The 12,776-nt window shown below is 64.5% G+C and carries 15 protein-coding genes and 2 pseudogenes; 12 read left to right on the top strand and 5 right to left on the bottom strand.

Annotated features, from left to right (window positions below; translation table 11 throughout):
* A pseudogene (locus ACIQ42_RS08855) lies at positions 1-264 on the bottom strand (flagellar biosynthetic protein FliP); the annotation flags it as partial.
* The gene (locus tag ACIQ42_RS08850; protein WP_397421836.1) at positions 261-536 is read right to left on the bottom strand and encodes a flagellar biosynthetic protein FliO; all 276 of its coding nucleotides are present in this window, start codon (positions 534-536) and stop codon (positions 261-263) included. The gene ACIQ42_RS08850 and the pseudogene ACIQ42_RS08855, both read right to left, overlap by 4 nt.
* A gap of 94 nt (positions 537-630) precedes the next feature.
* Between ACIQ42_RS08850 and flgB the strand changes: the two genes are divergently transcribed.
* The 3 genes from flgB to fliE are packed head-to-tail and all read left to right on the top strand — an operon-like array spanning position 631 to position 1,818.
* Positions 631-1,056 carry a flagellar basal body rod protein FlgB gene (flgB, locus tag ACIQ42_RS08845; protein WP_397421835.1) on the top strand — a complete coding sequence of 142 codons (426 nt, stop codon included), beginning with the start codon at positions 631-633 and terminating at the stop codon, positions 1,054-1,056.
* Positions 1,057-1,072: 16 nt separating this feature from the next.
* Positions 1,073-1,492, top strand: coding sequence for a flagellar basal body rod protein FlgC (gene flgC / locus ACIQ42_RS08840; RefSeq protein WP_397400285.1), 420 nt, complete (start codon positions 1,073-1,075; stop codon positions 1,490-1,492).
* An 8-nt stretch (positions 1,493-1,500) separates the two neighbouring features.
* Positions 1,501-1,818 carry a flagellar hook-basal body complex protein FliE gene (fliE, locus tag ACIQ42_RS08835; RefSeq protein ID WP_397421834.1) on the top strand — a complete coding sequence of 106 codons (318 nt, stop codon included), beginning with the start codon at positions 1,501-1,503 and terminating at the stop codon, positions 1,816-1,818.
* A 13-nt stretch (positions 1,819-1,831) separates the two neighbouring features.
* On the opposite strand, the gene ACIQ42_RS08830 is transcribed toward fliE, so the two are convergent.
* A complete protein-coding gene (locus tag ACIQ42_RS08830) occupies positions 1,832-2,323 on the bottom strand; it encodes a superoxide dismutase family protein (protein WP_397421833.1) in 492 nt (163 codons plus the stop codon).
* An 89-nt stretch (positions 2,324-2,412) separates the two neighbouring features.
* Between ACIQ42_RS08830 and ACIQ42_RS08825 the strand changes: the two genes are divergently transcribed.
* The 8 genes from ACIQ42_RS08825 to ACIQ42_RS08790 all read left to right on the top strand — a co-directional run bounded on the left by ACIQ42_RS08825 (position 2,413) and on the right by ACIQ42_RS08790 (position 10,664).
* The gene (locus ACIQ42_RS08825; protein WP_397421832.1) at positions 2,413-3,180 is read left to right on the top strand and encodes an ATP-binding cassette domain-containing protein; all 768 of its coding nucleotides are present in this window, start codon (positions 2,413-2,415) and stop codon (positions 3,178-3,180) included.
* A complete protein-coding gene (locus tag ACIQ42_RS08820; RefSeq protein ID WP_397421831.1) occupies positions 3,177-4,724 on the top strand; it encodes an ABC transporter permease/substrate-binding protein in 1,548 nt (515 codons plus the stop codon). The genes ACIQ42_RS08825 and ACIQ42_RS08820 overlap by 4 nt, the downstream gene beginning before the upstream one ends.
* Before the next feature lie 77 nt (positions 4,725-4,801).
* The gene (fliQ, locus tag ACIQ42_RS08815; RefSeq protein ID WP_397421830.1) at positions 4,802-5,065 is read left to right on the top strand and encodes a flagellar biosynthesis protein FliQ; all 264 of its coding nucleotides are present in this window, start codon (positions 4,802-4,804) and stop codon (positions 5,063-5,065) included.
* Between the two features lie 15 nt (positions 5,066-5,080).
* Positions 5,081-5,842: a flagellar biosynthetic protein FliR gene (fliR, locus tag ACIQ42_RS08810; RefSeq protein WP_397421829.1), complete on the top strand. Its 762-nt coding sequence runs from the start codon at positions 5,081-5,083 to the stop codon at positions 5,840-5,842.
* The gene (gene flhB, locus ACIQ42_RS08805) at positions 5,839-6,924 is read left to right on the top strand and encodes a flagellar biosynthesis protein FlhB (protein ID WP_397421828.1); all 1,086 of its coding nucleotides are present in this window, start codon (positions 5,839-5,841) and stop codon (positions 6,922-6,924) included. Before fliR ends, flhB begins: the two co-directional genes overlap by 4 nt.
* Positions 6,925-6,967: 43 nt before the next feature.
* Positions 6,968-9,040 carry a cell cycle histidine kinase CckA gene (gene cckA, locus ACIQ42_RS08800; protein ID WP_397421827.1) on the top strand — a complete coding sequence of 691 codons (2,073 nt, stop codon included), beginning with the start codon at positions 6,968-6,970 and terminating at the stop codon, positions 9,038-9,040.
* A 69-nt stretch (positions 9,041-9,109) separates the two neighbouring features.
* A complete protein-coding gene (locus tag ACIQ42_RS08795; RefSeq protein WP_397421826.1) occupies positions 9,110-9,922 on the top strand; it encodes an SDR family NAD(P)-dependent oxidoreductase in 813 nt (270 codons plus the stop codon).
* A gap of 1 nt (position 9,923) precedes the next feature.
* The gene (locus ACIQ42_RS08790; RefSeq protein ID WP_397421825.1) at positions 9,924-10,664 is read left to right on the top strand and encodes a dienelactone hydrolase family protein; all 741 of its coding nucleotides are present in this window, start codon (positions 9,924-9,926) and stop codon (positions 10,662-10,664) included.
* Here ACIQ42_RS08790 and ACIQ42_RS08785 read toward each other — a convergent pair.
* Complete coding sequence (locus tag ACIQ42_RS08785; protein ID WP_397421824.1) at positions 10,657-11,490, bottom strand: phytanoyl-CoA dioxygenase family protein; 834 nt, start codon at positions 11,488-11,490, stop codon at positions 10,657-10,659. The genes ACIQ42_RS08790 and ACIQ42_RS08785 overlap by 8 nt on opposite strands.
* A 50-nt stretch (positions 11,491-11,540) precedes the next feature.
* On the opposite strand from ACIQ42_RS08785, the gene ACIQ42_RS08780 reads away from it, so the two are divergent.
* A complete protein-coding gene (locus ACIQ42_RS08780) occupies positions 11,541-12,410 on the top strand; it encodes a TauD/TfdA dioxygenase family protein (protein ID WP_397421823.1) in 870 nt (289 codons plus the stop codon).
* A gap of 6 nt (positions 12,411-12,416) precedes the next feature.
* On the opposite strand, the pseudogene ACIQ42_RS08775 reads toward ACIQ42_RS08780, so the two are convergent.
* Positions 12,417-12,776 (bottom strand): annotated as a pseudogene (locus ACIQ42_RS08775) (peptidase M20); the annotation flags it as partial.

The raw sequence follows: 12,776 nt of genomic DNA, 5'->3' as shown, positions 1-12,776 counted from the left end.
CGACAGCACTACAACGATCCGCACGAAAGACGTGGTCATGATCACGATAGAGGGGGCCAGCGACAGGACGGTGAGCAGGCCGACCAGCTGGACCACCCGTTCGGTCAGGCCCGCCCCGGTGCCGAGGTTGATGTTCAGCGCCTGGGCCATGGCGGCGGCCGGGAAAACCATCACCGCGCAGGTGGTGATGGCGGCCAGCAGGGCAGCGCGTCGCCAATCCTCGGCCGGCAGCGTCCGGAATGCCTTCCAGAGGGCGCGCATCAGGCGTCGGCCCGGGCCGGGAGGTCGGCCACAAGTCGACCTTCACCGAGCAGGATCATCCGCTCGCGCCCGTCACACTCGATGATCAGGATGCGACGTGCAGGATCCAGCGTCAGGGTCTCCACGATCCTCAGCCGGCGTTCCTTTTTCTTCTGCGCGGAGATGCGTGAGATGGCGTCGGGCCCATACTTGCGCAGCGCCACCGCTGCCAGCCCGATCAGGCCGAGGGTTAGGGCCAGTGCAAATATCGCTCTGACGAGGTCGGTAAGGTCCATGGGCGCGTTTCTGCAGCGTGATCCGGAATGAAGGCCTATTCGCGCTTGAGTCTCTTAAGACTGGATTAACCCTGTTTGTTCAGGATTAGCTCTTATGAACCTGGCCGAAATCCCGATCTTCTCGATGCTGCGGAGTCGGCTTGGTCATTTGACCGAGCGCCAGAAGGTCATCGCCCAGAATATCGCCAATTCCGACACGGTTCGCTACGTTGGTCAGGACCTGAAGCCCTTCAGCTTCGACGTCAAGGTGCAGATGCATCAGGCCCAGAGCCAGAGCGCCGGGGTGATGGCGGTTACTCAGCCCGGGCATATGTCGCCGAAGAACGAGAAACGTCCCGGGCAGGTCAGGCCTTTGAAATCGCCTGACTCTGAGACCACACTCAACGGTAATTCCGTGGTGCTGGAGGATGAGATGATCAAGATGAGCGACGCGCGGCTGGATTACGACGTCGCCATCAGCTTCTACCAGAAGTCGATGAACATGCTGCGAATGGCGGCGCGTCCGCCAGGCCGTGGCTGAGACCGGAGATCGCTGAATGCCCGAAATCAAGTCCATGGCCAGTGTCACCCAGCAGGTGGCGGTCTCCGCGCTTCGCGCTCAGCAGGGGCGCATGAGGATCATCGCCGAAAACCTTGCCAACGCCGATTCCACCTCCAAAACCGCCGGCGGCGATCCCTACCGTCGGCAGGCACCGGTCTTTACTCCGGCCAAGGTGGCCGGCGCTCAGGGCGTCAAGATGAGCAAGGTGATGCCCGACCAGACCGAATTCCGGCAGGAGTACGAGCCTGGCCATCCCTCCGCGGACGCGAAAGGCTATGTCAAATTGCCCAACGTGAATTCCCTTATTGAGGCGTTGGACATGCGCCAGGCCCAAAGGGCCTATGAGGCAAATCTCAATGTGATCGAGACCTCACGCAGCATGCAGATGCGCACCCTTGACCTGATCAAGAAGTAGACTGAGCCATGATCACCGCACTTGCCGCCAGCCAGGCCTACGCCGCCGCCCAGAAGAGCCTGGGAATTGAAGACGGCCCCGGCATGGTCGGATCCCAGCCGCCGCAGCAGGGTGGCTTCGGAGATATTCTGAAGTCGGCCATCACGGATGCGGTGAGTGCTTCCAAGACAGCGGAGCGCACTATGGCCGCCCAGGTGGCGGGCAAGGCCGAACTCGTCGACGTGGTCACCGCCATCAGCGCCGCCGAGGCCAGCCTCGAGACCGTGATGGCGGTGCGCGATCAGGTGATCAACGCCTACCAGGAAATCATGCGGATGCCGATCTGATCAGACGATTGGGTCACCGAACTTCGGCACAGGCGACGCGTGGACCCGCGCCGCCGATCGGCTGGGTGGCGTGGTCATCGGGGTTGGCGTGGATCACTACGGCTGATCCGTCGGCGTCCTTGAGGGCGGCCAGGGTGATCAGACCGGAGAACACCTCGGTCATGCCCACGCCGTGACTGTCGACATAGAGGTTGGGCAGGTCGCCGGTCTCGTTGGCGGCGGGGTTCAGGAGGCCGTGGATACGATCGCCGGCGCCGTGGGTGTGGCCGCCGGCGGAGGTGAAGTCCGCCTTGGAGCAGTCGGCCTTCTCGTGGAAGTGGAGGCCGTGCCAGCCCGGGGTCAGACCTCTGGATTCAATTCGCATCAGGACGCCCTTTGGGGCAGCTGTCAGGCTTACCTTGCCGATCGTCTCGCCTCCGCCGTTCTTGAGATCGGCAGTTGCGGTCTGGGCCTGGGCGGACGAGGCGACAAGCACGGCGGCTAGGAAAATTGGCAGGGTGCGCATGCGAAAGAACTCCAGCATCTTGAACAGGGGGCGACTATAGACTGCGAGCGAAGCGCGCCCAACCGACAGGATCGTGATAGGTTTTGACTATGGATAGTCTGGCGATCCGGCTTTCCGCCGTCACAAAACGCTATGGGGCGGTGGTTGCGCTGGACCGCGTCGACCTGTCGGTAGCGGCGAGGGAGTTCGTGGCCCTGGTTGGTGGCTCGGGCTCGGGCAAGACCACACTGCTCAAGACGATCAATGGACTGATCCGACCGGACGCGGGCGAGGTCAGGGTGACCGGGGAGGACGTAGCGGCGACTCAGGCCCACCTGCTGCGCCGTCGGATCGGGTATGTGTTCCAGGAGGTGGGGCTATTCCCGCACCTGACGGTGGCCGAAAACATCGCCATCACGCCGAAGCTGCTTCGCTGGGATTCTGCCCGTATCGGCGACCGGGTAACGACGCTTTTGAAGCTGGTCGCTTTGCCGCAAGGCGTGGCAGGGCGTGCGCCGTCGGCCCTGTCCGGCGGCCAACGGCAACGGGTGGGCGTGGCCCGCGCCCTGGCCGCGGAGCCGGCGGTCATGCTCATGGACGAACCATTCGGTGCGCTTGATCCGGTGACGCGTGACGCGCTGGGCGTCGACTATCGCGCGCTCCACCAGCGGCTGGGCCTGACCACGATTATGGTCACCCATGACATCGCCGAGGCTGTACTACTGGCCGACCGAATTGTGGTGCTGGATCGGGGGGTGGTCCAGGCGGACGGCGCGCCGCGTGACCTGCTGATGTCCAGCAGGAACCCTATCGTGCGCGCGCTGCTGGAGGCACCGAAACGGCAAGCCGAGCGTCTGCGCGAAAGACTGGGCGCATGAACGCCCGCATCGAGGCCGCCCTGAAGCTCCTACCCGAGTATCTGGGCTCGCATGTGCTTTTGAGTGTCAGCGCGCTCATGCTGGGACTGGCCATCAGCCTGCCGCTCGCTGTGGCCGCCAGCCGAAATGCACGCATGCGTTGGCCGGTGCTGGCCTTCGCCAGCCTGATCCAGACGATCCCAAGTCTGGCGCTGTTGGCCCTGTTTTATCCACTGTTGCTGGGGCTTTCGGCCTTGAGCGAGACGCTGTTTGGCCGGGGGTTCTCGGCCCTGGGTTTCCTGCCGTCGCTGCTTGCGCTGACTCTCTATTCGATCCTGCCGATCCTGCGGAATGGTGTGACCGGCATCACTGGCGTTGATCCTGCGATCTCCGAAGCCGCGGACGGCGTGGGCATGACCGGCTGGCAGAAGCTCTGGCAGGTTGAACTGCCATTGGCCGCGCCGGTGATCATGGCGGGCGTTCGGACGGCGGCGGTTTGGACCATCGGGGCCGCCACCCTGTCAACGCCGGTCGGCCAGACCAGCCTCGGAAACTACATCTTTGCCGGACTGCAGACGGAAAACTGGGTTTTCGTATTGTTCGGTTGCGCCGCCTCTGCAGGTCTGGCGATGACGGCGGACCAGCTGCTGGGTCTGATAGAAACGGGCGCGCGCAAGCGCCGGCGCGGTCTGATGGTGCTGGGTCTGGCTGGGCTTCTGCTGGGAGCGGGGGCCGCCATCGCGCCCATCGCTCACTTCGGAAAGCCGGACAGCTACGTGGTGGGCGCCAAGAATTTCTCCGAACAGTACATATTGGCGGAGTTGATGGCCGAGCGGCTGGAACAGACCGGGGCGGCAGTCTCCCGCAAGGAGGATCTGGGCTCATCGGTGGCCTACCGCGCGTTGGCGGCCGGGGAGATCGACGTCTACGTGGATTATACCGGAACGCTTTGGACGAGCGTACTGGGCCGCGTCGACAACCCCGGGCGCAAAGCCCTGCTGGACCAGCTCACCGTCGAGCTGAAGCGACGCGATGGCGTGTTGGTGATGGGGTCGCTGGGTTTCGAGAACGCCTACGCCTTCGCCATGCGGGCTGATCGCGCCCGGGCGCTCGGGGTGGTGTCTCTGGACGATCTGGCCAGGGTAGCGCCGCGCCTGACCCTGGGAACGGACATCGAGTTCCTCTCACGACCTGAATGGAAAGCTGTCGACGCTGCCTATCGGCTGAACTTCAAGGCTAAACGGTCGTTCCAGCCCACATTCATGTACCGCGCCTTGTCGGGTGGAGAGGCTGATGTGATCAGCGCGTTTTCATCGGACGGCAGAATCGCTGCCGACCAATTGGTCGTGCTGAGCGATCCGAGGGGTGCGATCCCGCCCTACGACGCCGTGATCCTGGTGTCGCCGAAGCGGGCGGGTGACCGGCGGCTGATTGAAGCATTGCGTCCATTGATAGGGGCGATTCCGGTGGGCGCCATGCAGGCCGCCAACTACAGCGTGGACCGGGACACGGGCAAGGTGACCCCTGTGGCCGCTGCGCGCACCCTCATTTCACCGGCGAATTAGGCTTTCGCTAACCATAACAAGCCAAACCTCGAAGGGTCGGCGACGAGCGGTCGCGACGGCTATCCGAGAGGTTCTCCATGAGCGGCGCCGAAGTTCTGGACGTCGGGCGTGACGCCATCTGGTTGACCATCCAGATGTGCGCCCCGGTGCTGATCGTCGGCCTGATCGTGGGCGTCGGGATCGGCCTCTTGCAGGCGCTGACGCAGATCCAGGAACAAACCCTGATCTATGCGCCAAAGATCGTGGCGATCTTCGTCTCGCTGCTGGTTTTCATGCCGATGATGGGCGCATTGATGAGCGGTTTCATGAAGACGATCGCTGCCCGCATCGCAGGGATGTGAGGGCCAGGCGGGCCCATGGAATCCTACGCAACCGCTCAACAGGTTTACGCCGCCGGTCTGGTGTTCGCCAGGCTCGGTACGATCATCATGCTTTTGCCGGGTCTGGGCGAGACCTTCATTCCGCCACGAATCCGGCTGTCATTCGCTCTGGCCTTTAGCCTGATGATGTTCCCGCTGATCGGGGCGGGCGTGCCGCCAATTCCCGCTGATGGGGCCGGTCTCGGCGGCGCCGTCATCAAGGAGGTGCTGATCGGATTGATGATCGGCGGAATTCTGCGCCTGTTCATGAACTCGTTGGCGACGGCGGGGGAAATCGTGTCGCTGCAAACGACCCTGTCCTTTGCCCAGACCGCCAACCCGATGCAGGCGCAGCCCTCCACCACGCTCGGCACCTTTCTGGTGTTAATCGGCATCGTGCTGATTTTTGCGACGGACCTGCACCATCTGTTCGTGAGCGCTATCGTCGGCTCTTTCGAAATCTTCCCGTTCACGCGCGACGTTCCGGTGGCCGACGCCGGGCAATTGGCGATCCAGACCATGGGGCGGTCCTTTGCGCTCGGACTGCAGTTGGCGGCGCCGGTGGTGGTGTTCTCACTGATCTTCAACATCGCCACCGGCCTGGTCGGCCGGGTGATGCCGCAGTTTCAGGTGTTCTTCGTCGCCACGCCGCTGATCGTGTTGCTTGGGCTGTCGATCTTCGCGCTCAGCCTGGGTGTCATCGGCATTGTCTGGATTGATCGCTATCGTGAGCTCGTCGGGATGTTCACCCGAACATGAGCGAAGCACCGGAAAAGGACTCAAAAACAGAAGAGGCTACCTCCCACAAGCTGCAGCAGGCCTATGAGAAGGGGGACGGGCCACGGACCATGGATCTGGGCTCGGCGGCAACGCTGGCGGCGGTGTCGGGCGTTGTTCTGATGGCCGGCGGATGGCTTTCGAGCAATATGGTCGACCAGTTAACGCCCTTCCTCAGCCGTGCCGGCTCCCTTTCGGTACAGCACGGCGCGCCTGAAGTCCTGAAGTACGCCATCATGGCAGGTGCGCCACCGCTGGTGCTGGTGATGTTCGCTGCCGCCATCGCCGGCGCCGCCTCGGGGCTGGCCCAGGGCGGGTTGCGATTTACGCCCGACAAGCTGAAACCGGACTGGTCCAAGGTTTCGCTCATGAAAGGGCTGGAGCGCCTGTTTGGCCCGGACGGGTTGATGCAATTCGCCAAGTCAATCGTGAAGGTGATCGTGATCGCCTGGCTGGGTTGGTTGATCCTCAATCCCGTACTGCCGCAGCTGGCGGCGCTGTCCGAAATGGGGCCTGCGGCTATCCTGCCCTTTGTAATGGACGTTACCAAACGCCTGGTGATGGCGGTGATCGCCCTCGCCCTGGCCGTGGCGGCGCTCGACTGGCTGTGGCAGCGCCAGCGATTCATGGTGCGCATGCGCATGACCAAGGAAGAGGTCAAGGAAGACTACAAGTCTACCGAAGGCGACCCCTACATCCTGGCCCGCCAGAAACAGATCCGCTATGAGCGCGCGCGCCGCCGGATGATGCAGGCTGTGCCCGGCGCGACGGTGGTGGTCATGAACCCGACCCACTACGCGGTAGCGCTCAAGTACGAGCAGGGCGCCGACGCTGCCCCGACCTGCGTCGCCAAGGGGCTGGACAGTGTCGCCTTGAAGATCCGCTCGGTGGCGGAAGAGGCCGGGGTTCCGGTCATCGAGGACCCGCCTCTGGCGCGGGCGCTATACGCTGCCGTCGACCTCGACGAGATGATCCCGCCCGCTCATTATGAGGCGGTGGCCAAGATCATCGGGTTCATCCTCAACGCTGGCAGGCGCCGCCGTGCCTCAGCCGGCGCTCTGTGACAGTATGACAACCAGTGATTCGCCGAAGGCCTCCTCGTACGACATGTCCGAGCCGTCAGCCCGTGCCCGCAAGGTAGATCCTGTCATCGCGTTTGCGGTGCTGTTCTTCCTGCTGGCAGTCGGGTTTGCGATGGTTCCGGCCTTCAGCCATGGACTTGAGAGCCTGGCCAGTATGATGCTGCTGACGGGCATGGCGGGGGTCTGCTGCATCGGCCTGTTCGTTCTGCGCGGGCCCGCGGAGGCGCCCGCGGAGTCCGAGGCTGGCGCAGACGCGCTCCTGGCGGCGCTGGATGAGCCCGCCGCGGTTGTGGCGCCGGATGGGCGGCTGCTGACCGTAAATCCGGCCTGGCGTGAGGCGATGGGTCCGGCACCGCGACTGCCCAAGAGCGGTGCGGCAGCGTCGAGCCTGTTCGGGGCGCTGGCGACCGCCCGTCGCGGGGATATGGGACGCGCCACGCTCAAAGCCGGAGGGCAGGAACGCGAAGCGATGATATCGCCCCTGGTGCCTCGACGGTTTCTGGTCCGCCTGATCGGGCGCGGGTCGGGCGCGTTGGCGCTGCCCGCCTCCGCCATGGACGTGCTGAACGCCGCGATCGGCGCCAAGGCGCCGCCACCCAAGGTGCTGGACGCCTTTGCCGCGGCCTCGCCCTTCGGCGCGGCGTTGCTGGATGGCGAGGACCCCTTTGAGGCCCGGATCATCGAGGCAAACCCCGCCCTGGCTGCAGTGGCGCACGGCGGCAATCCAGGCCAGATCTTCGGCGACCTGATCGAACCCCTCAGCCGGACGGAAGCGGCCTTACGAGTGGCCGAGGCGCGACATGGTCACGCGCCGCTTGAGGTGCGATTGGCGCATGATCCCAGCCGGATCGCCCATCTCTATCTTTCGCAGAGTCCGGGTCGCTGGGTCGCCTACCTGGTCGACGTGTCCGAGCAGAAACAGATCGAGCTGCAACTTTCGCAAAGCCAGAAGATGCAGGCCATTGGCCAGCTGGCGGGTGGCGTGGCCCACGATTTCAACAACCTGCTGACCGCGATCCTGATGCAGCTTGACGTGCTCGCGCCTCGCCATCCGGTCGGCGACCCGTCCTACGAGGGGCTGAACGAGATCAAGCAGACGTCGATGCGTGCGGCCGATCTGGTTCGCAAGCTGCTGGCGTTCTCACGCAAACAGACCGTGCAGCGCGAGATTCTTGATGTGGGCGAGATGGTCTCGGAGTCAGAGGTGTTGCTGCGCCGCCTGCTCTATGAGGATGTCAAACTGGTCACCGACTATGGCCGCAACCTGCCTCATGTCCGCGCCGACCGGGGGCAGCTGGATACGGCGGTGATGAACCTTGTGGTCAACGCCCGCGACGCCGTGCGCGGCAAGGGTGGCGGTACGGTGCGGATCCGCACCGCACGCGTCACCCAGGAAGACGCCCGCAGTCTGGGCTATCCCACCGCACAGGGCGATCAGGCCCTGATCGAGGTAGCCGATGATGGCCCCGGCATCGCGCCCGATGTGATGGCGAAGATCTTCGAGCCCTTTTTCACCACCAAGGCGGTGGGTGAGGGAACAGGACTGGGTCTTGCGACCGTCTATGGCATCGTCAAGCAGTCGGACGGCTGGATCGCAGTCAGCTCGAAGCCGGGGGAGGGGGCGGCATTCCGCATCTTCCTGCCCGTCCATATCCCGACAGCATCGGCCGAGCCCGTGCCGGCAAAGGTCGCGCCCAAGCGGCCCGCCGCCCGCGACCTCTCTGGCGCCGGGCGCATCCTGTTTGTCGAGGACGAGGACGCCGTCCGCGGCGTGGCCGCCAAGCTGTTGCGCGCGCGCGGCTATGAGGTGATCGAGGCGGCCAGTGGCGAGGAGGCTCTGGAAATCGCCGAACAGAACGCGGGCAAGATCGACCTGATGATCTCCGACGTGGTGATGCCGGGCATGCAGGGTCCGGAACTTCTGAAGCAGGCCCGCATCTATCTGGGCGGCGCGCCGGTGATGTTCATCTCGGGCTATGCCGAGAGCGAGTTCTCGGACCTGCTGGAAGGCGAGACCAATGTGTCTTTCCTGCCCAAACCCATCGACATCAAGACTTTGGCCGAGCGCGTGAAGCTGGAGTTGCAGAACGCCGCCTGAGCCCTTGCGCTGAACGCCCTGAGCCTTCAGCTTAAGGCCCAACCAGAAAACACGGTATGGGAGCGGAACATGGTGGCCATCAATCCGAACGGGACGCTGCGGGGCAAGACTGCGCTCGTAACCGGCGCTAGCCGAGGCATCGGCGAGGCCATCGCCGTCCGCCTGGCCATGGAGGGCGCCAGGGTCGTGGTGTCAGCCCGGACGGCGGAGGATGGCGAGAGCAAACTCCCCGGCACACTGGCGGCCACGGTCGCGCGGATCCGGAACGCGGGGGGTGAGGCCATGGCCATCAAGGCCGACCTTTCCAGCGAAGCGGATCGGGCGCGCCTCGTGGCTGAATCGGTCGCGGCCTACGGCGACATCGACATTCTCGTGAACGATGCGGCGGTCACCTTCTTCATCCCGGTCGAGACCTTTCCGAAGAAGCGCTTTGATCTGATGATGGAAGTCCAGGTCTGGGCGCCGATGCACCTGTCACAGCTGGTGCTGCCGGCCATGCGTGAGAAGAAGGCTGGCTGGATCGTCAATATCTCCTCCGGTGCCGGCATCCATCCGAAACAGCCCTATGTCCGTCGCAGCGGCGGTACGGTCTACGGCATGTGCAAGGCGGCTCTGGAGCGCCTGACCACCGGCCTGGCGTCCGAGGTCTATGACGATGGCGTGGCGGTCAACGTGATCTCGCCGGGTCTGGTCGACACCCCTGGCGTGGCGGTGCATGGCCTCATCAACGAGCAGACCAAGGACCGGGTCCAGCCCATCGAATTCATCGCCGAGGGCGTCTATCAGCTGTGCATCGGCGATCCGAAGACCATGACCGGCCGCATCGACTACGCGGAACCGCTGCTCAAGGAACTGGGTCTGAAACCGTCGGAATTGGTGTGACATGATTGAACAGACCGTCGAACTCGCCACCAAGGACGGCGCGACCACCACCTTCATTGTCCATCCCGAACGAGGCGGGCCGCATCCGATCATCCTGTTCTTCATGGATGCGCCGGCGATCCGCGAGGAACTGCGCGACATGGCCCGGCGGATCGCCAGCGTCGGCTACTATGTGATGCTGCCCAACCTCTACTACCGGCGCGGCGTCATGGAGATGAAGGATCTGCCGCCCCTGCCCGAGGCCGAGGCGCGGGCACGGATGTTCGACTTCATGGGCTCGATCACCATCCCGCTGATCATGGACGACACCGATGCCCTTCTGGCCTTCGCGGCCATGGACAAGGCTGCGAGCCCCGGACCCGCTGGCGCCATCGGCTACTGCATGAGCGGCCAGTATGCGATCAACGCCGCCGCCCGGCATCCAGAACGGATCGCGTGCGCCGCGTCGCTCTACGGGGTTCAGCTGGTCACCGACGCCCAGGACAGTCCGCATCTGGCGGCGCAGCGGACGAAGGCCGAGCTCTACTTCGCCTGCGCGGAGCACGACAACTGGGCGCCTCTGGAAATGGTGGAGGCCCTCGACGCCTCGCTCAAGGCCGAAGGCGTCAACGCCGAGGTCGAGCTCTACATGGGCGTCCACCACGGCTTTGCGTTCCCCCAACGGGGCGCTGTTTACGACAAGCCGGCGGCGGAACGGCACTGGGAGCGGCTGTTCGCCTTGTTTGCGCGGAACCTCAGCTAGGCCGCTGGGTCATCACTGGCGGTATCCATCCGGGTTCCAGCGCCTTGCCCGGATGGGACCCCGTCACCATGCCCATGAACGATGGCCAGATCTCGTAGCCCAGCAGTTTCTGCACACGCGGTGACATCCCGGCGGCCTGTTCGCGCGGGATGCCCAGGAAGAAATTTTCCTGCGGGCGCGCCCAGGGCTCGCAAGACTGGTTTGTGAAGCCCAGGCGGGGCCTGTCCGAACGGTTGGCGCCGCCGCGATGGATAAGAGTTCCGGCCATGATGAAACAGGCGCCGGCCGGAACCTCCATCGGGACCAGCATCCGCTCGATCTCGGCCAGATCGTTCGGGCGTCCCGCGTCGCCCTGGTTGCCCCACAGGTGGCTGCCGGGAACCACTTCGGTGCAACCGTTGGCCTGGGTGAAGGCATCGACGGCGGCGATCAGGGTGTAGCTGATGGCCGGGCGGGGGCGGGGGATGCGGTAGAATCCGTCGTCCGAGTGCATACCCTGCGCCGTCTCGCCGGGATTGATCTGGATCGATTGGGTGGCGGTCAGCAGGTAGCCCGGTTGCAGGAACCGGTCGAGAATGGCCAGGACCCGCGGCTCTTCCACCAGATCCTCGAACACCCTGGCGCGCGCAACAAGGGTGTAAACGCGCTCCGTCCTGAAGCCCTCGAAGTCGTTGCGACCGTAGTGTGTGTTCTGGAAGGGCGCCAGAGCCGCCCGCACGGCGGCGATTACCTCCGGACTCATGAAGTCCTCGATCACCGTGAAGCCCTGTGCCCGGATCCGGGCCGCGTGGGCGTCGGGGTCAAAGCCTGCGATCAGCATATCCATCTCGCGCCACTCTCCGGGAAACTGTAGCATGACCCTCCGGAGGATCACTGATGAGCCAGACCCTGACAATCCGCCGCGTGGCCGGCGCCTTGGGCGCCGAGCTTTCGGGCGTCGACCTTTCGCAACACCTGCCCGATGAGACCATCGCCGCCATCCGCCAGGCGCTGGTGGAGCATCAGGTGATCTTCTTCCGCGATCAGGACCTGACCCCGGCCCAGCAGGTGGCCTTTGGCGCCCGGTTCGGGCCGTTGAACATCCATCCCTACGTCACCGGAATGGCCGGTCAGCCTGAGGTCATGGAGATCATTAAGGAGCCCACCGACAAGATCAATTTCGGCGGCGGCTGGCACTCCGACATGAGCTTTCTCGAGACGCCGGCGATCGGATCGATCCTTTATGCGCTGGAGTTGCCGGAGTATGGCGGCGACACCCTGTTCGCCAGCCAGGCGGCTGCCTACGACGCGCTGTCCGAGGGCCTGAAACGTACGCTGGAAGGCCTGAACGCCGTGCACTCTGCGGCGCGGGAATACTCGTCCAGCGGTCACTCGGCCCAGAAGCGCGGTGGTATGCAGGTGGCCGAAGCTGATGGCTATGTGGGCGAGTACGTCCACCCAATGGTGCTCACCCACCCGGAGACCGGCCGCAAGGCGCTCTACGTCAATCCGGCCTTCACAATCAGGATCGAGGGCTGGAAGTCCACAGAATCAAAGGCTTTGCTGGAGTACCTCTATCAGCACTGTCGCTATGAGGGCTTCACCTGCCGGTTCGCATGGGCGAGGGGTTCGGTGGCCTTCTGGGACAACCGGTCGGTCTGGCATTTTGCGCTCAACGACTATCCCGGCCAGCGGCGGCACATGCGCCGCGTTACGGTCGATCCCTGGCCGGCCATGGCCGGCCGGGCGCGCGTGGCGGCGGAGTAGGCTTCCCTAAGGCGCGCCAGCCATCGCCAGCAGAGCCGCCAATCCAACCGTCATGCCCCTGAGGGTTTCCGGCTTGGAAAGATCAATCCACTCGTCAAGCGCATGGGCCCGACCGCCGCCCGCCGCGCCCGAGCCGATCGTGACGGCGGGTATGCCCAGGCTGATGGGGACGTTGGAGTCTGTTGAACCGGCGTTCAGCAGCGGCTGAAATCCTGCCGCGCGAACGGACGCTGCCGTGACCTGCACGATCTCCGCATCGTCGCGTGTCGTGCCGGTGGGGCGATCACCGATCAGCTTGATGTCGGCGCTGATCTGGCCTTGGCGGGTGGACCGCGCGGCGTTTTCCTGGTCGACGGCCGCGGAGAC

It is taken from the genome of Phenylobacterium sp., assembly GCF_044372605.1.
GTDB lineage: Bacteria > Pseudomonadota > Alphaproteobacteria > Caulobacterales > Caulobacteraceae > Phenylobacterium.
Note: the sequence above shows the minus strand (reverse complement) of the source record. Positions and strands in the feature narration are given on the sequence as shown.